The organism is Citrobacter sp. Cpo221 (genome assembly GCF_030332345.1).
Classification (GTDB): Bacteria; Pseudomonadota; Gammaproteobacteria; order Enterobacterales; family Enterobacteriaceae; genus Citrobacter; species Citrobacter portucalensis.
Window position 1 is genome coordinate 191,396 of the sequence record NZ_JAOWIA010000056.1, and the last position, 17,806, is coordinate 209,201.

A 17,806-nucleotide genomic window follows, 5' to 3' on the forward strand; every position below is an offset into this window, starting at 1 on the left:
CTGCCGGGTTAAAGGCCCTCCGCTTTCACGGAGGGCAATGGCAACCTTACTCGCCCTGGCTTGCCGGAGCTTCCGGTTCGCCTGCAGGCTGAGACTGCTCAGTTGCTTCTTTAATGCTCAGACGTACACGGCCCTGGCGATCAACTTCCAGAACTTTGACCGGTACTTCCTGGCCCATCTGCAGGTAGTCGGTCACTTTCTCTACGCGCTTGTCAGCGATCTGAGAGATGTGTACCAGACCTTCTTTACCGCCACCGATGGCAACGAACGCGCCAAAGTCAACGATACGGGTCACTTTACCATTGTAGATACGGCCAACTTCGATCTCTGCGGTGATCTCTTCGATACGACGGATAGCATATTTCGCTTTCTCACCGTCGGTCGCAGCAATCTTCACGGTACCATCATCTTCGATTTCAATGGTGGTGCCGGTTTCTTCGGTCAGAGCACGGATAACAGAACCGCCTTTACCGATAACATCTTTGATCTTGTCCGGGCTGATCTTGATGGTGTGGATACGCGGAGCGAACTGAGAAATGTCGCCGCGCGGAGCGTTGATCGCTTGTTCCATCACACCCAGGATGTGCAGACGCGCACCTTTAGCCTGGTTCAGAGCAACCTGCATGATTTCTTTGGTGATACCTTCAATTTTGATATCCATCTGCAGTGCAGAGATACCGTCGCGGGAACCCGCCACTTTGAAGTCCATATCGCCCAGGTGGTCTTCGTCGCCCAGGATGTCAGACAGAACAACAAAGTTGTCGCCTTCTTTCACCAGACCCATCGCGATACCCGCAACGGCGGCTTTGATCGGCACACCTGCGTCCATCAGCGCCAGGGAAGCACCACATACGGAAGCCATGGAAGAAGAACCGTTAGATTCGGTGATTTCAGAAACCACACGCACGGTGTACGGGAATTTATCCAGTTCCGGCATTACTGCCAGTACGCCACGCTTCGCCAGACGGCCGTGACCAATCTCACGACGCTTCGGAGAACCGACCATACCGGTTTCACCTACGCAGTACGGAGGGAAGTTGTAGTGGAACAGGAAGTTGTCAGTACGCTCGCCCATCAGTTCGTCGAGGTTCTGCGCATCACGCGTGGTGCCCAGGGTCGCAGTAACCAGCGCCTGAGTTTCGCCACGGGTGAACAGTGCGGAACCGTGGGTACGCGGCAGAACGCCAGTACGCACGTCCAGGCCACGGATCATGTCTTTTTCACGGCCATCGATGCGCGGCTCGCCTGCCAGTACGCGGCTACGAACAACGTTTTTCTCGATAGCGTGCAGGATTTCACCCAGTTCGTTAGCGTCCAGGGTTTCGTCTTCAGCCACCAGAGTCGCGATGGTTTCAGATTTGATCACGTCAACCTGAGCATAACGCTCTTGTTTGTCAGTGATACGGTAAGCATCGCTCAAGCGAGCTTCTGCCAGTGCGGCAACGCGTGCGTTCAGCGCTTCGTTGACGGCTTCTGGCTGCCAGTCCCAACGCGGTTTGCCAGCTTCTTTCGCCAGCTCGTTGATCGCCTGAATCACAACCTGCTGCTGTTCGTGACCGAACACAACAGCGCCCAGCATCTGGTCTTCGCTCAGCAGTTCAGCTTCGGATTCAACCATCAGTACGGCTGCTTCAGTACCTGCAACAACCAGGTCCAGCTTGCTTTCTTTCAGTTCGTCCTGAGTCGGGTTCAGTACGTACTGGTCATTGATGTAACCAACACGTGCAGCACCGATCGGGCCGTTGAATGGGATACCAGACAGAGTCAGCGCAGCAGATGCACCAATCATTGCCACGATGTCCGGGTTAACCTGCGGGTTAACGGAAACAACGGTCGCGATAACCTGAACTTCGTTAACGAAGCCTTCCGGGAACAGCGGGCGAACCGGGCGGTCAATCAGACGCGCGATCAGGGTTTCGCCTTCGCTCGGACGGCCTTCACGACGGAAGAAGCTACCCGGGATACGGCCAGCAGCGTAGGTACGCTCCTGATAGTTAACGGTCAGCGGGAAAAAGTCCTGGCCTGGTTTCGCTTTTTTCTGACCAACAACGGTAACGAATACCGCGGTGTCATCCATGCTAACCATAACAGCGGCAGTCGCCTGACGCGCCATCATGCCGGTTTCCAGCGTAACGGTATGCTGACCGTACTGGAATTTACGAACGATCGGATTAAGCAAAATAATATCCTTTCTCTATTTTTTGACGGCACATTTTTGCGCCATCGTTAATACCCGATCTTCTGCGCATCCTCGCGACTAATGACAACCCTAACCCATAAGCATGAGTAAAGCCTCTCATTAGCCGCGCGAACCTCTGCAACGGAAGATCATTCATAGCAACAATACATTAGTTTCCAGCGAATTGCTGCCATCTGCTGGAAAAAAGGGGCCATGAAGGCCCCCTCTTTCTGAAACTCGAAAGAATTAGCGACGCAGGCCCAGACGCTCGATCAGCGCGGTGTAACGTGCAACATCTTTACGTTTCAGGTAGTCGAGCAGTTTACGACGCTGAGAAACCATGCGCAGCAGACCACGACGGCTGTGGTGATCTTTTTTGTGCTCTGCAAAGTGGCCCTGCAGGTGGTTAATCTGTGCAGTCAACAGAGCAACCTGAACATCGGTAGAACCGGTGTCGTTTGCATCACGACCAAACTCAGAAACGATTTTAGCGGTAGCTTCAGTACTTAGAGACATTTTAAAACTCCAAAGTGATAAGAATGAAAGGATGCCGATCTCTAATTCAGCTATCCCAGTGTATACACTTTATCCTTCAAACTGACTCTGCGTTGGCTGCGTCCGCTCACCTCAGTCACTTACCTAAGTAAGCTCCTGAGGATCCTCAGACTTGCCGCCTTGATGCAGCTCGAATGATTTTGTGTATACGCCACGCAGATTGTTAAACAATTCACGCGACGTTAAGCGGCAGTATTCTACTCGCAGCGCCCTTTTATCGCAAGACAGAGAGCGCTATGCAGGATACTCAACCACCAGGCGGCGGGGGGCGACACGACCTTCATCGTCCATCTCCCCCATGCCAATAAACTTGTCGTCATCACCTTCCGTCACGCGTACCAGCCCTTCCAGCGGGGCGCCTGTCGTCCGTACCGGATTACCATTTTTAAAGTAAACCGACGATGTTAAAGGCAAATTAACAACAGGATAGTCCGATGCCGGACTATCCATTGGCATCAGCAAAGGATCAAGCAGCTGAGCCGCCGGAATGTTCTGCTGTTCTGCCTGTTCGACCAGCTCACGCAGGTGTTCCAGCGTGACCATACGATCCACCGGATACTTGCTGACCGTCAAACGACGCAGATACGTTACGTGCGCGCCGCAGCCCAGCTTCTCACCGAGATCGTCAACGATGGTACGAATATAGGTGCCTTTGGAGCAGTGAACTTCCAGCTCCAGTTCGTTACCTTCGTGACGGATAAACAGCAGCTCATAGACGGTAATCGGGCGCGCTTCACGCGGCACTTCAATGCCCTGACGCGCATATTCGTACAGCTTCTTACCCTGATACTTCAGCGCCGAATACATCGACGGAATCTGCTCGATATCGCCGCGGAAAGTCTCCAGCGCGCTCGCCAGTTGTTCTGCGGTGAAGGTTACCGGACGCTCCTGCACGATCTGCCCATCGGCATCGGAAGTGTCAGTACGCTGGCCCAGACGGGCAACCACGCGATAGCGTTTGTCAGAATCCAGCAAATACTGTGAAAACTTTGTCGCTTCACCGAGGCAGATAGGCAGCATACCTGTCGCCAGCGGATCCAACGCGCCGGTATGTCCCGCGCGGTTGGCATTGTAGATGCGCTTTACTTTTTGCAGCACGTCATTGCTGGACATGCCCTGCGGCTTATCCAGCAGCAGGACACCGTGAATATCGCGACCACGACGACGAGGACGACTCATCAGTCCTCCTTGCTGTCGTCCGCTGGGTTCACACGACGCTCATCGTCATGTTTCACCACGCTGGTCACCAGGTTGGACATGCGCATCCCTTCAACCAACGAGTTGTCGTAGAAGAAAGTCAGCTCAGGCACGATACGCAGACGCATTGCTTTACCCAGCAGAGAACGGATAAAACCAGAGGCTTCCTGCAGTGCCTTAATGCCGTTTTTCACAGCAGCTTCGTCCTGATCGTTGAGGAAAGTCACGAATACTTTGGCATATGCCAGATCACGGGACATCTCAACACCCGATACGGTGGTCATCATGCCAACACGCGGGTCTTTGATTTCGCGTTGCAGGATGAGTGCGATTTCTTTCTGCATCTCCTGCGCGACACGCTGTGGGCGACCAAATTCTTTCGCCATAATAAATTCTCCAGACAAAAAAGGGGCATTCAGCCCCTTTTGAAAATAATTCGGTGATTAGGCTGTAGGCCTGATAAGCGTAGAGCCATCAGGCATTACATTGCCGGATGTCGGCGTAAACGCCTTATCCGGCCTACACCCAAACAACCTTAAGCAATTGTACGTTTGATCTCGATGATCTCGAACACTTCGATCATATCGCCAACGCGAACGTCGTTGTAGTTCTTAACGCCGATACCACATTCCATACCGTTGCGGACTTCGTTAACGTCATCTTTGAAGCGGCGCAGGGATTCCAGCTCGCCTTCATAGATAACCACGTTGTCGCGCAGTACGCGGATTGGGTTGTGACGTTTAATCGTGCCTTCGGTAACCATACAGCCTGCGATAGCGCCGAATTTCGGTGATTTGAACACATCACGAACTTCAGCCAGACCAATGATCTGCTGTTTCAGCTCCGGAGACAGCATGCCGCTCATCGCAGCTTTCACTTCGTCGATCAGATGATAGATGACGGAGTAGTAACGCAGATCCAGGCTTTCTGATTCGATAACTTTACGTGCAGAGGCATCAGCACGTACGTTGAAGCCAACCAGAATCGCGTTGGATGCCGCAGCCAGGGTCGCGTCGGTTTCGGTGATACCACCTACGCCAGAACCGATGATCTTCACTTTTACTTCGTCGGTAGACAGTTTCAGTAAAGAGTCGGAAATCGCTTCTACAGAACCCTGTACGTCAGCCTTCAGCACGATGTTCACTTCGTGAACTTCGCCTTCGGTCATGTTGGCGAACATGTTCTCAAGTTTAGATTTCTGCTGACGAGCCAGTTTAACTTCACGGAATTTGCCCTGACGGTACAGTGCAACTTCACGCGCTTTCTTCTCGTCACGAACAACAGTAACTTCGTCACCCGCAGCCGGAACACCGGACAGACCGAGGATTTCCACCGGAATGGACGGACCTGCTTCCAGTACTTCCTGACCCAGTTCGTTACGCATCGCACGAACGCGGCCGTATTCGAAACCACACAGAACGATATCACCCTTGTTCAGGGTACCTTCGCGAACCAGGACGGTAGCAACCGGGCCACGACCTTTATCCAGGAAGGATTCGATAACCGCACCGCTCGCCATACCTTTACGCACAGCTTTCAGTTCCAGTACTTCGGCCTGCAGCAGGATAGCATCCAGCAGTTCGTCGATACCGGTACCCGCTTTCGCAGAAACGTGAACGAACTGGCTCTCGCCGCCCCACTCTTCCGGCATGATGCCGTACTGGGACAGTTCGTTTTTAACGCGATCTGGATCCGCTTCCGGTTTATCGATTTTGTTGACTGCAACAACTACCGGCACACCTGCCGCTTTCGCGTGCTGGATAGCTTCGATAGTCTGCGGCATCACGCCGTCGTCTGCTGCAACAACCAGAACAACGATATCCGTTGCCTGAGCACCACGAGCACGCATGGAGGTAAACGCGGCGTGACCCGGGGTGTCCAGGAAGGTGATCATACCGTTGTCAGTTTCAACGTGGTACGCACCGATGTGCTGAGTAATGCCGCCCGCTTCGCCAGAGGCCACTTTCGTTGAACGAATGTAGTCCAGCAGAGACGTTTTACCGTGGTCAACGTGACCCATGATGGTCACTACCGGTGCGCGCGGTTCAGCCGCAGCGCCGGTGTCACGGTCGCTCATTACTGCTTCTTCCAGCTCGTTTTCACGACGCAGGATAACTTTGTGGCCCATCTCTTCGGCAACCAGCTGTGCGGTTTCCTGGTCGATGACCTGGTTGATGGTCGCCATTGCGCCCAGTTTCATCATCGCTTTGATGACCTGAGAGCCTTTGACCGCCATCTTGTTCGCCAGATCGCCAACGGTGATGGTTTCGCCGATCACAACGTCACGGTTAACGGCCTGAGCTGGCTTCTGGAAGCCCTGCTGCAGAGCGGAACCTTTACGCTGCTTACCGCCTTTACCGCCGCGAACCGCTGCACGTGCTTCTTCACGGTCAGCTTTAGATTCAGCGTGTTTGTTACCTTTTTTCGCCGGACGCGCTGCTTTAGTGCTGCGAGTACGACCACGACCGCCTTCAACTTCACGATCGTTCTCGTCTTCAGCCTGGCGAGCATGCTGAGAGGTGGTGACGTGATAATCACTGGTGTCTTCGACAGGTTCAGCGTTATTCACACCATTTTTCTCGTTTTCTTCCGCCATACGGCGAGCTTCTTCCGCTACGCGGCGCGCTTCTTCTTCAAGCTTGCGACGTGCTTCTTCTTCCGCTTTACGCTTCAGTTCTGCGGCTTCATTTTCACGGCGGGCTTTTTCGGCCTGGGCGGTTTTAGTCATATCGTCGGTCTGTTGATTGCTCACTTTGTCTTTTTCCGCAGCTTCACGTTTCGCTTTATCAGCGGCTTCACGCTTAGCTTGTTCTGCGGCCTCACGTTCGGCTTTTTGTTGCGCCTCGCGTTTGGCAGCTTCTTCTGCCTCACGACGGGCTTGCTCTTCCGCTTCACGCTGCGCCTGCTCTTCCGCGGCAAGGCGTTCAGCCTCTTGCGGATCGCGTTTCACAAAGGTGCGTGTCTTGCGGACTTCGATTTGTACCGATTTGCTTTTTCCACCGGTACCTGGAATATTGAGAGTACTGCGCGTTTTACGCTGCAATGTCAACTTATCCGGCGCTGAGCCGTTTTCACGGTTCAAATGCGCCAGTAAGGTTTGTTTCTCTTGTGCGGACACAGAGTCGTCAGCAGACTTCGGAATACCGGCATCAGCAAATTGCTGTACCAGGCGATCTACGGAAGTCTGTATCTCTGCTGCCAGCGTTTTTACGGTTACATCTGTCATACTGTTCCTTCCTGCTACAGTTTATTACGCTTCGTCGCCGAACCAGCAAATATTACGGGCAGCCATAATCAGCTCACCGGCTTTTTCGTCGGTCAACCCTTCGATATCAGCCAGATCATCAATGCCCTGTTCAGCGAGATCTTCCAGCGTACAAACACCACGGGCCGCCAGTTTGAAGGCCATCTCACGATCCAATCCTTCCAGATTCAGCAGATCGTCAGCCGGTTTGTTATCACCGAGGCTTTCTTCCTGGGCCAGTGCCAGAGTGGTCAGTGCGTTTTTAGCACGCTCGCGCAGCGCTTCAACGGTCTGTTCATCCAGGCCGTCAATTTCCAGCAGTTCTTTCATTGGCACGTAGGCCAGTTCTTCCAGCGTCGCAAAACCTTCTTCCACCAGAACGGTCGCGAAATCTTCATCGATATCGAGATATTTGGTGAAGGTATCGATGGCTGCATGTGCTTCAGCCTGATGCTTCGCTTGCAGGTCATCAACGGTCATCACGTTGAGTTCCCAACCGCTCAGTTGTGAAGCCAGGCGGACGTTCTGACCATTACGTCCAATCGCCTGAGCCAGGTTACCGGCTTCAACCGCGATATCCATGGTGTGTTTGTCTTCATCCACCACGATAGAAGCGACGTCTGCTGGTGCCATTGCGTTAATCACGAACTGCGCCGGGTTATCATCCCACAGGACGATATCGATACGCTCGCCGCCCAGTTCGGTAGAAACCGCCTGAACGCGCGCACCGCGCATACCAACACAGGCGCCGACCGGATCAATACGCTTGTCGTTGGTCTTAACGGCGATTTTCGCACGCGATCCCGGATCGCGAGCAGCCGCTTTAATTTCGATAACTTCTTCGCCGATTTCCGGCACTTCAATGCGGAACAGCTCAATCAGCATTTCCGGCTTGGAACGGGTTACGAACAGCTGTGCACCGCGCGCTTCCGGGCGAACTGAGTACAGAACGCCACGAATACGGTCACCAGGGCGGAAGTTTTCACGCGGCAGCATGTCTTCACGCAGGATCACAGCTTCAGCATTACTGCCCAGATCCAGAGAAATGTTGTCGCGGTTTACTTTCTTCACCACACCGGTGACGATTTCGCCTTCGTGTTCGCGGAACTGATCAACAACCATTGCGCGTTCAGCTTCACGTACTTTCTGTACGATAACCTGCTTCGCGGTCTGGGTGGTGATACGGTCAAAGGTGACAGATTCAATCTGATCTTCAACATATTCGCCCACGTTCAGACTTTCGTCTTCGAAGCGTGCCGCTTCCAGCGTAATTTCTTTGGTCGGCTGAGTAACTTCTTCTACGATTACCCAACGACGGAAGGTATCGAAATCACCGCTTTTACGATCGATTTCTACGCGAACGTCGATCTCTTGCTCATATTTTTTCTTTGTTGCTGTAGCCAGCGCACTTTCCAGCGCTTCAAAAATTTTCTCGCGTGGCAACGCTTTTTCGTTGGATACGGCTTCAACAACAGCCAAAATTTCTTTGTTCATCGCGGGCTTTTCACCTCAATCCAGACTGTTAAAAGTGGGGAACCAGGTTCGCCTTCTGGATATTACTCAGCGCGAACACTTCATCTTTGCCTTCGACTGTGACCGTGATCATCTCACCGTCCACCGCTTTGATAACGCCCTGCCATTTACGACGGTTTTGTACCGCCATACGAAGAACCAGCGTGACTTCTTCACCCAGGAAACGCACGTAGTGTTCAGCTGTGAACAGAGGACGGTCGAGACCCGGAGAGGAGACTTCAAGGTTATAGGCAACGGTGATTGGGTCTTCGACATCCATCACGGCGCTTACCTGATGGCTCACATCAGCACAATCATCAACATTGATGCCATCTTCACTATCAATATAGATGCGCAGTGTGGATGTGCGACCACGAATAAATTCGATGCCGACCAGTTCGTAGCCCAGGGCTTCAACTGGCGCTGTAATCATCTCTGTTAATTTTTGCTCTAATGTGGACAAGCCCACCCCCAAGACATAAAAAAAGGGCCTAAAGCCCAGTTATTCTGTAGTCAGATAACAAAAAACCCCGATAAATCGGGGCTTTAGATAACTGAACCCTATAACCGCACCTGCGGTTCGGAGAACCTTCCGAAAGAATTTTTTTCAAATCCAGCTACGAAGGCCTAAGTCTTCACAGTATATTTGAAAAAGAACTCTAAGGGAAAGTGGTTGCGGGGGCCGGATTTGAACCGACGACCTTCGGGTTATGAGCCCGACGAGCTACCAGGCTGCTCCACCCCGCGCCTGAAACGTGGCAAATTTTACTCGTTTTGGGTAAAAAATGCAAATACTGCTGGGATTTGGTACCGAGGACGGGACGTAAAATCTGCGCACAGTATATTGATTCACTATGCGTTATGTCAACCTTGTTACGACTATGCAAATCAATGAATGCTGCCCAGCGCTAGCCCAGCAAGATAAATATGCCGCCCACGCCGTTATTTAACGAAATTATCACTAAACTCTTCCTGTCATCCAGAAAAGATGATTAAATGAAAACTCATTTATTTTGCATAAAAATGCAATCAGCGTAATAAGCCGACCTCTTCATCAGTCTATCAAGCAGGGTTTTATTTTATGACGACGATTCTCAAGCATCTCCCGGTAGGTCAACGTATTGGTATCGCTTTTTCCGGCGGCCTGGACACCAGTGCAGCACTGCTATGGATGCGACAAAAAGGGGCTGTCCCATATGCATATACTGCGAATTTGGGTCAGCCGGATGAGGATGACTATGACGCCATTCCTCGCCGTGCAATGGAATATGGTGCTGAGAATGCTCGCCTGGTAGATTGCCGTAAGCAGCTGGTTGCCGAGGGGATCGCTGCCATTCAGTGCGGAGCATTCCACAACACCACTGGCGGACTGACCTACTTCAATACCACCCCGCTGGGCCGTGCCGTGACCGGCACCATGCTGGTTGCCGCAATGAAAGAAGATGGTGTAAACATCTGGGGCGACGGTAGCACCTATAAAGGTAACGATATTGAACGTTTCTATCGTTACGGTCTGCTGACCAACGCCGAACTGCAGATTTACAAACCATGGCTGGATACCGATTTTATCGATGAACTCGGCGGTCGCCATGAGATGTCCGAATTTATGATTGCCTGTGGTTTCGACTACAAGATGTCCGTTGAGAAAGCCTACTCCACTGACTCCAATATGTTGGGTGCAACGCACGAAGCTAAAGATCTGGAATTTCTGAACTCCAGCGTCAAGATTGTTAACCCGATCATGGGCGTCAAATTCTGGGACGAAAACGTCAAAATTCCTGCGGAAGAAGTTACCGTTCGTTTTGAACAGGGTCATCCGGTTGCGCTGAACGGTAAAACCTTCAGCGACGACGTTGAGATGATGCTGGAAGCCAACCGTATCGGCGGCCGTCACGGTCTGGGTATGAGCGATCAGATTGAAAACCGTATCATTGAAGCAAAGAGCCGTGGCATCTACGAAGCCCCGGGGATGGCATTGCTGCATATCGCCTACGAGCGTCTGCTGACCGGTATTCACAACGAAGATACCATCGAGCAGTATCACGCACATGGTCGCCAGCTTGGTCGTCTGCTGTATCAGGGACGCTGGTTCGACTCTCAGGCGCTGATGCTGCGTGACGGTCTGCAGCGTTGGGTTGCCAGCCAGATTACCGGTGAAGTCACGCTGGAACTGCGTCGTGGTAATGACTACTCAATCCTCAACACCGTGTCTGACAATCTGACGTACAAACCAGAACGTCTGACGATGGAAAAAGGCGACTCCGTATTCTCTCCGGACGACCGTATCGGTCAGTTGACCATGCGTAACCTGGATATCACCGATACCCGCGAGAAGCTGTTCGGCTATGCGCAGTCTGGCCTGCTGACCGCCTCTTCCGCAACCGGCCTGCCGCAGGTTGAGAATCTGGAAAATAAGGCGAAGTAAAGATTCACTATCTTAAGGCCGCGCAAGCGGCCTTTTTTATGCGCGGAATATAGGATGTCTGTAGGTCGGATAAGGCGTTTACGCCGCCATCCGACATTATTACAACGCCTGATGATGCTACGCTTATCCGACCTACAGACAGCCATAAATAACAGACGAAAAAAAAGACGCTTTGCAGCGTCTTTTTTTTGGAATTTGGTACCGAGGATGGGACTCGAACCCACAAGCCCGTTAGGGCACTACCACCTCAAGGTAGCGTGTCTACCAATTCCACCACCTCGGTACAGAATACTTAGCGTGGGATATCGCTGGTCGGCTGAGCCGGAGCAGCTGGCTGAGTTTGCTCGGTTTTCGCCGGTGCGCTCAGATTTTCCCACTCACTTCCTTTATTGGTCTTATTGCTGTTCATGTTACCCAGCACCAGACTGATGATGAAGAACAAGGTTCCCAATACAGCTGTCATACGGGTCATGAAGTTACCAGAACCACTTGAACCAAACAGAGTACCAGAAGCGCCTGCGCCAAAAGAGGCTCCCATATCAGCGCCTTTGCCTTGCTGCAGCATGATCAAGCCTACCAGGCCAATTGCCACAATAAGGAAAACTACTAAAAGAGCTTCGTGCATAATCAACCTGTTCCTTGCGGAGTTGCCGCGTACAATGCTTCGACCATTAAAGCGGGAATATTTACTGTTTCCCACTGAAGCGGGTGTGAATACTAACCAAAGCGAATAACCTTCGCAAGGGCAATTTGTTAGCATTGTATCAACTGCGGAAAAAATCGCCATATCAATCAAAAACGCAGCAACTTCTCCCAGCATCTCTGCATAACAGCACGTTGATCTTCAAGATTCGCCCATACCACAACGGGGATTTCACAAATCAGATCTGTATTTTCTGGCCAGCAGTGAATAATTTGCTGATTCACCAACTCTTCCGCCACCATCGATTCAGGTAACCAGGCCACTCCCATATGGCGCAGTACCATTTCTCGTATCGTTTCGCTTAAACCACTCTCAAATACTTTTTTTAGCCGTGGGCGGACGCGTTGTTCTGCCGACTCAATAATACGTCTGACAAAGGTGTAGTCGCTGTAGCATAGCCACGGAATCGGAGCATGCGGATCATTAAGCGCATCAGCCAACTGGGCTGAAATAACCGGTATAAATCGCTCATACCGCCATAGGGAACGTTTTAACCCTCCAGCGATCTCCAGCCCAGGCTGCGCGGACGGTAAATCGTAGGTCACCAGCAAATCAATTTGCCGGTTCATCAGGGCATTGAAGTGGTTGTCTATCCCCTGGATACTGGCGTTTACCGTAAAGTTTAACTGCGGCTCACTCTGTCGCAGGTAGTTGATCATATCCGGCAGGATATTCACCGACAGCGTATGCAGGCTGACCATCACCAGCGTGTTATCCGTTGCTGGCGTCATCGCCGACAGCTCATGACGTGCCTCTGTTAACGTGCTGAGGACATGCCGGGCATAAGGCTCAAAGCGTTCACCATAGCGCGTCAGCGTGACGGGGGTCGTTGTCCGGTCAAACAAAGGTACGCCCAGCACCTCTTCCAGCGCCTTTATACGCCGACTCAACGCAGGTTGAGTAATATGCCGCTGCGCCGCGGCCTGAGAGTAGTTTCCATGCTGGCTCAAGGCCAGAAAATCTTCCAGCCACTTACAATCCACGTTGTGCTCTCCGCCATGCCATAACCGCATCCTCCAATAACAAATCGGTAATAGTCATAGTTATAGTAATGGCTTTATGGTGGGCATCATAACAACAATATTTCGTTTCACCTGCCGACTCTCACCCTCGACGTTTGACAGGACCGCTATGTTTACTTTATTGACCAATGCCCGTGTTTTTTCTCCTGAGGATTTAGGCCTCTGCTCCCTGCTCATTCATGCCGACCGAATTGTGGCGGTAGAAAAAGATATTTCATTGTTTGATGGCATCAACGAGGTCATCGATTGTCGGGGTAAATGGGTTATCCCTGGTATCATCGATCAGCATGTTCATCTTACCGGTGGCGGTGGTGAAGCCGGATTTTCCAGTCGGACGCCCGCCGTCAAGCTGCGCGATCTGATTCAGGCAGGTATTACCACGGTGGTTGGCGTGTTAGGCACCGATGCCATTTCTCGTTCACCCAAAGACCTCTACGCTAAAATGCAGTCTCTCAACCTTGAGGGATTACGCGCGTTTATGCACACGGGAGCCTACGCCGTTCCCAGCCCAACTATTACGCGATCCATCCGCGATGATATGGCCTTCATTCCGGCAATTCTTGGTGTAAAAATCGCCCTCGCCGATCACCGTGGCTCTTACCCCTCTTTCCAGGAGTTGCTGAGGATAGTGAGCGATATTCGCGTCGCTTCCCTGCTGGCAGGGAAAAAAGGCTTGCTGCATGTGCACTTGGGGAATCTGCCGGAAGGGATGTCGCAACTTATTGAGCTGTGTGATGCGGGTATTCCGATTCACCATATTTCACCGACGCATGTTGCGAGAACTGAGCCCTTGTTCGAACAGGCAATTGCTTTTGCCCATCGCGGCGGCCATATCGATGTTACGTCAGGTGGCAGTCGTTTTATGCCTCAGGAGCAAGCGATTCTCCACGCACTCGAAGCACAGGTTCCGGCGGAGCGCATCACGATCAGTTCTGACGGCAATGGCAGCGTTCCACGCTTTAACGCTCAGGGTATCGTTGAAGGTTTAAGCGCAGCACCGGTCGCAGGCAATCTTAACCTGCTTCCTCGCCTGATTGATGTCGGGATTCCGGTGCCACAGGCCATCGCGATGCTGACGGCAAACGTTGCGCGCTCGCTGGGTATTTCCGGGGGCGTGCTCTGCGCCGGAGAACGTGCTGATATCTGTGTACTCAATGATGACCTCTCGCTGGCCCATCTGTTTGCCGCGGGTAAACCGTTGCTGCGGGATGGCGAGTGCCTGGTTACCGGCAACTTCGAGTAAGGGGGCAAGAATGTCGTTACTGCTGGCGCTAATCGCCATCATTTTTGCCGGACGTCTAATCCTCAAAAAATATCACCCCCAGTCGGTACTGTTATTGACCGGGATTGTGCTGTTGCTTATCGCGCATTTTAGCGGAATGACCTCACTCAGTGGCCTGGTGAAAAAGAGCACTGGATTTGGCCCCTTTGACGCCTTTGAGTTTATTCGCGATACCCTGAGCGTGCGTCTCGGCGGCCTCGGTCTGCAAATTATGCTGATTGGTGGTTTTGCCACCTATATGTCGGCCATTGGCGCAAGCCAGGTACTGGTTCGGGTGACATCTCGTCCTTTGCAACGCCTGAACTCGCCTTATCTGCTGCTGGGGCTGGCACTGCTACTGGGTCAATTCCTGTCGCTGTTTATCAGCAGCGCCACCGGATTGGGTCTGCTGTTGATGGCGACGCTTTACCCATTGCTTACCCGTCTTGGCTGTAGCCGCGCCGCGGTTGCCGCCGTTATCGCCAGTACCTGTGCGGTTGAGTTTGGCCCCGGTTCCGGCAACTCTGTTCTCGCCGCCAAAACTGCAGGCATCGAGGTCGTGAACTATTTCGTGCAGGATCAGTTGCCGATCGTTGTACCCGTCATTCTTTTCATCGCCCTACTGCATATTGTTGTGCAACGCTTTTTTGACCGTCGGGAAAGTGGCGACAATACAGCTCAGCAAATGCAGACATTAACGGCGACTGATGAAGCCGACGCACCTATCGCCTGGCTGTTTCTGCCCATGCTGCCGCTGGTATTGATGCTGGTGTGCAGCGATTTAATATTCAGCTCACTCAAGATCACGCTGGATACCGCCGTACTGATAAGCCTCGCTATTACGCTGGTTTGTGAGTACTGCCGTCATCGCAAGGCGCGTGAGGTGATGGCTGGCGTACAAAAGGTTTTTGACAGCATGGGTAGCGTTTTTGCCACCGTCGTGACGCTGATTATCGCCGGTGAAGTCTTTTCCGCCGGACTGAAAGCCATTGGCGCCGTTGACGCACTGTTGTCGCTTTCCGGTGAATTTGGCCTCAGCGCCGCCTCTATTATCCTGCTGATGACCCTGATCACCTTCGCAATTTCAGCGCTGATGGGCTCCGGGAATGCGGCATTTTTCTCCTTCGCACCCATGGTGCCGGACATCAGCCGTCATATCGGCAGCGATATCGCTGTCATGATGTTGCCTATCCAGATCTCTGCGGGTATTGGTCGTACGTTATCGCCCATCGCCGGCGTAATCATTGCTATCGCAGGGATTGCAGGTGTCTCGCCTGTGGATATTGTTAAGCGTACCGCGATTCCGATGCTGGGCGGTTGGCTACTGATGATTGCGTTAACCTTTGCCCGGTCTGGGCATCTGCTGGCGGTTCTGCCGTGGCTGGCAGCCCTTGTGCTACTGATGGTCGGTGGTTACTTCTGGCAGCGCCGACGTAAACAGCCGCTTGCCGTACAGTAAAAAAAAACCGGAGTCTCAGACTCCGGCTTTCACTTTCTTCGGAATTACGCCGCTTTCACAGCATCGGCAATACGGTGGGCGAATTCAGTCACCTGCGCTTCGTCTTCACCTTCAACCATCACACGAATTAACGGTTCGGTACCAGACTTACGCAGCAGGACGCGTCCACGGTTACCCAGCGCCGCTTCCACTTCCGCCATCACCGCTTTCACGTTTTCATGTTCCAGCGGATCGCCGCTACCTGCTGTGTATCGTACGTTAACCAGCAGCTGTGGGAACATTTTCATGCCGCTGCACAGGTCGTGCAAGCTCATATGGTTGCGCACCATCGCCGCCAGCACCTGCAGGCCCGCCACGATGCCGTCACCAGTGGTGGTTTTGTCCAGCAGGATCACATGACCAGAGTTTTCGGCACCGATACGCCAGCCTTTTTCCTGCATTTTTTCCAGCACATAACGGTCGCCAACTTTTGCACGGGCAAACGGAATACCCAGCTGTTTCAGCGCCAGCTCGAGGCCCATGTTGCTCATCAGCGTACCTACCGCGCCACCGCGCAGCTGACCCTGACGCAGGGCTTCACGGGCGATGATGTACATGATCTGATCGCCATCGACCTTATTACCTTCGTGGTCAACCATAATGACGCGGTCGCCATCGCCATCCAGCGCAATACCCAGATCGGCTTTTTCCGCAATCACGCGCGCCTGCAGGGCACGGACGTCGGTGGCACCGACTTCTTCATTGATATTCACACCGTTTGGCTCACAGCCAATGGCAATCACGTTTGCACCCAGTTCACGCAGTACATTTGGCGCAATGTGGTACGTCGCACCGTTAGCGCAATCCACCACAATTTTAAGCTCATTCAGGCTCAATTCGTTCGGGAAGGTGCCTTTGCAAAACTCGATATAGCGACCGGCAGCATCAACGATACGTGTGGCTTTACCCAGTTCAGCGGAATCCACGCAGGTGATCGCTTTTTCCATCTCGGCTTCAATGGCTTCTTCCACTGCATCCGGCAGTTTAGTCCCGTCGGTAGAGAAGAATTTAATCCCGTTGTCATAGTACGGGTTGTGCGAAGCGGAGATAACAATCCCGGCCTCAGCACGGAAGGCGCGCGTCAGATACGCAACGGCGGGTGTTGGCATTGGCCCTGTGAATGAGGCTGAGAGTCCGGCGGCAGCCAGGCCCGCTTCCAGCGCAGACTCCAGCATATAGCCGGAAATACGCGTATCTTTACCGATAATAATTTTACGTGAACCATGACGAGCAAGCACTTTCCCTGCAGCCCAGCCCAGCTTGAGCACAAAGTCAGGAGTAATTGGGGCATCGCCTACGCGACCGCGGATCCCATCAGTGCCAAAATATTTACGATTACTCATAGCGTTTTTTTTCCTTTGCAGACAATGTGGCTTCCACCACACGCATCGCTTCTACGGTTTCTTTGACGTCATGGACACGAACGATCTGCGCCCCCTGCATTGCGGCAATCACCGCGCACGCAAGGCTACCGCTCAGGCGTTCAGATGGCCCCACATTCAGTAACTGGCCAACCATTGATTTTCGTGACATCCCAACCAGCAATGGCAGATTAAAATGATGAAACTCAGACAAACGTGCCAGTAATGTGTAGTTGTGAGTGAGATTTTTACCGAATCCGAATCCGGGGTCGAGCAACAATTTATCTTTTGTGATTCCAGCCCGCTCGCAACGTGCTATTTGCTCAACAAAGTAACGGTTTACCTCAGCAAAAACATCCTCATACTTTGGCGCTTCCTGCATGGTTTTCGGCTGCCCCTGCATATGCATCAGGCAAACCGGCAATCCGGTCTCCGCTGCGGCTTCCAGCGCTCCAGGCTCCGAGAGTGAGCGAATATCATTGATGATATGCGCGCCAACTCTGGCGCATTCGCGAATCACTTCGGGTTTTGAGGTATCGACCGAAATCCACACTTCAAAACGCTGAGCAATCGCCTCGACCACTGGGATCACTCGCTGCAACTCTTCTTCCACACTCACATCAGCCGCGCCCGGACGCGTGGACTCACCGCCCACATCAATGATAGTCGCCCCGGCGTTAATCATCAGGTTTGCGTGTTTTACCGCCTCAACCAGAGAGTTGTGCGCTCCGCCATCGGAAAAAGAATCTGGCGTGACGTTCAAAATCCCCATGACGTGCGGATGGCTGAGATCCAGTGAAGAACCCTGAGCAAAGAGTTTCATAGTTTTATCCCTGGTAAAATCTTGAA

Annotated in this window: 14 protein-coding genes and 2 tRNA genes; 3 read left to right on the plus strand and 13 right to left on the minus strand. The window is 52.6% G+C overall.

The features are described from left to right. Positions 1 to 46 precede the first annotated feature (46 nt). From pnp to OGY72_RS15155, 8 genes are all read right to left on the minus strand, one after another. The gene (pnp, locus tag OGY72_RS15120) at positions 47 to 2,179 is read right to left on the minus strand and encodes a polyribonucleotide nucleotidyltransferase (protein WP_008785911.1); all 2,133 of its coding nucleotides are present in this window, start codon (positions 2,177 to 2,179) and stop codon (positions 47 to 49) included. 246 nt (positions 2,180 to 2,425) lie between these two features. After that, positions 2,426 to 2,695 (minus strand): 30S ribosomal protein S15, encoded by a 270-nt coding sequence (gene rpsO, locus OGY72_RS15125; protein ID WP_000059465.1) that lies wholly within the window; start codon positions 2,693 to 2,695, stop codon positions 2,426 to 2,428. Positions 2,696 to 2,968: 273 nt separating this feature from the next. Continuing rightward, entirely contained in the window at positions 2,969 to 3,913 is a 945-nt protein-coding gene (gene truB, locus OGY72_RS15130; RefSeq protein ID WP_048225707.1) for a tRNA pseudouridine(55) synthase TruB, read from the minus strand. Beyond that, entirely contained in the window at positions 3,913 to 4,317 is a 405-nt protein-coding gene (gene rbfA, locus OGY72_RS15135) for a 30S ribosome-binding factor RbfA (protein WP_003024988.1), read from the minus strand. Before rbfA ends, truB begins: the two co-directional genes overlap by 1 nt. 149 nt (positions 4,318 to 4,466) lie before the next feature. Then, positions 4,467 to 7,157, minus strand: a complete 2,691-nt coding sequence (infB, locus tag OGY72_RS15140; RefSeq protein ID WP_003828710.1) for a translation initiation factor IF-2 — start codon at positions 7,155 to 7,157, stop codon at positions 4,467 to 4,469. 24 nt (positions 7,158 to 7,181) lie between these two features. After that, positions 7,182 to 8,669 (minus strand): transcription termination factor NusA, encoded by a 1,488-nt coding sequence (gene nusA / locus OGY72_RS15145; protein WP_003024992.1) that lies wholly within the window; start codon positions 8,667 to 8,669, stop codon positions 7,182 to 7,184. 28 nt (positions 8,670 to 8,697) lie between these two features. Further along, positions 8,698 to 9,150: a ribosome maturation factor RimP gene (gene rimP / locus OGY72_RS15150; protein ID WP_003024996.1), complete on the minus strand. Its 453-nt coding sequence runs from the start codon at positions 9,148 to 9,150 to the stop codon at positions 8,698 to 8,700. A gap of 207 nt (positions 9,151 to 9,357) precedes the next feature. After that, positions 9,358 to 9,434, minus strand: a tRNA-Met gene (locus OGY72_RS15155). Positions 9,435 to 9,768: 334 nt separating this feature from the next. Here OGY72_RS15155 and argG point away from each other — a divergent pair. Then, complete coding sequence (gene argG, locus OGY72_RS15160; RefSeq protein WP_003828714.1) at positions 9,769 to 11,112, plus strand: argininosuccinate synthase; 1,344 nt, start codon at positions 9,769 to 9,771, stop codon at positions 11,110 to 11,112. A gap of 196 nt (positions 11,113 to 11,308) precedes the next feature. Here argG and OGY72_RS15165 read toward each other — a convergent pair. The 3 genes from OGY72_RS15165 to OGY72_RS15175 form a co-directional block, all read right to left on the minus strand. Beyond that, positions 11,309 to 11,395 (minus strand) — tRNA-Leu (locus tag OGY72_RS15165). A 9-nt stretch (positions 11,396 to 11,404) separates the two neighbouring features. Further along, the gene (secG, locus tag OGY72_RS15170; protein ID WP_003025000.1) at positions 11,405 to 11,737 is read right to left on the minus strand and encodes a preprotein translocase subunit SecG; all 333 of its coding nucleotides are present in this window, start codon (positions 11,735 to 11,737) and stop codon (positions 11,405 to 11,407) included. A 167-nt stretch (positions 11,738 to 11,904) separates the two neighbouring features. Continuing rightward, on the minus strand, positions 11,905 to 12,798 hold the full coding sequence (locus tag OGY72_RS15175) for a LysR family transcriptional regulator (protein ID WP_003828716.1): 894 nt from the start codon (positions 12,796 to 12,798) through the stop codon (positions 11,905 to 11,907). Positions 12,799 to 12,946: 148 nt separating this feature from the next. Between OGY72_RS15175 and iadA the strand changes: the two genes are divergently transcribed. Further along, positions 12,947 to 14,080, plus strand: a complete 1,134-nt coding sequence (gene iadA / locus OGY72_RS15180) for a beta-aspartyl-peptidase (RefSeq protein WP_286548170.1) — start codon at positions 12,947 to 12,949, stop codon at positions 14,078 to 14,080. Positions 14,081 to 14,090: 10 nt separating this feature from the next. Then, the gene (dcuC, locus tag OGY72_RS15185) at positions 14,091 to 15,557 is read left to right on the plus strand and encodes a C4-dicarboxylate transporter DcuC (RefSeq protein WP_286548172.1); all 1,467 of its coding nucleotides are present in this window, start codon (positions 14,091 to 14,093) and stop codon (positions 15,555 to 15,557) included. Positions 15,558 to 15,601: 44 nt separating this feature from the next. On the opposite strand, the gene glmM is transcribed toward dcuC, so the two are convergent. After that, positions 15,602 to 16,939: a phosphoglucosamine mutase gene (gene glmM / locus OGY72_RS15190; RefSeq protein ID WP_008785919.1), complete on the minus strand. Its 1,338-nt coding sequence runs from the start codon at positions 16,937 to 16,939 to the stop codon at positions 15,602 to 15,604. After that, the gene (folP, locus tag OGY72_RS15195; protein ID WP_048225717.1) at positions 16,932 to 17,780 is read right to left on the minus strand and encodes a dihydropteroate synthase; all 849 of its coding nucleotides are present in this window, start codon (positions 17,778 to 17,780) and stop codon (positions 16,932 to 16,934) included. Before folP ends, glmM begins: the two co-directional genes overlap by 8 nt. Between the last annotated feature and the right edge of the window lie 26 nt (positions 17,781 to 17,806).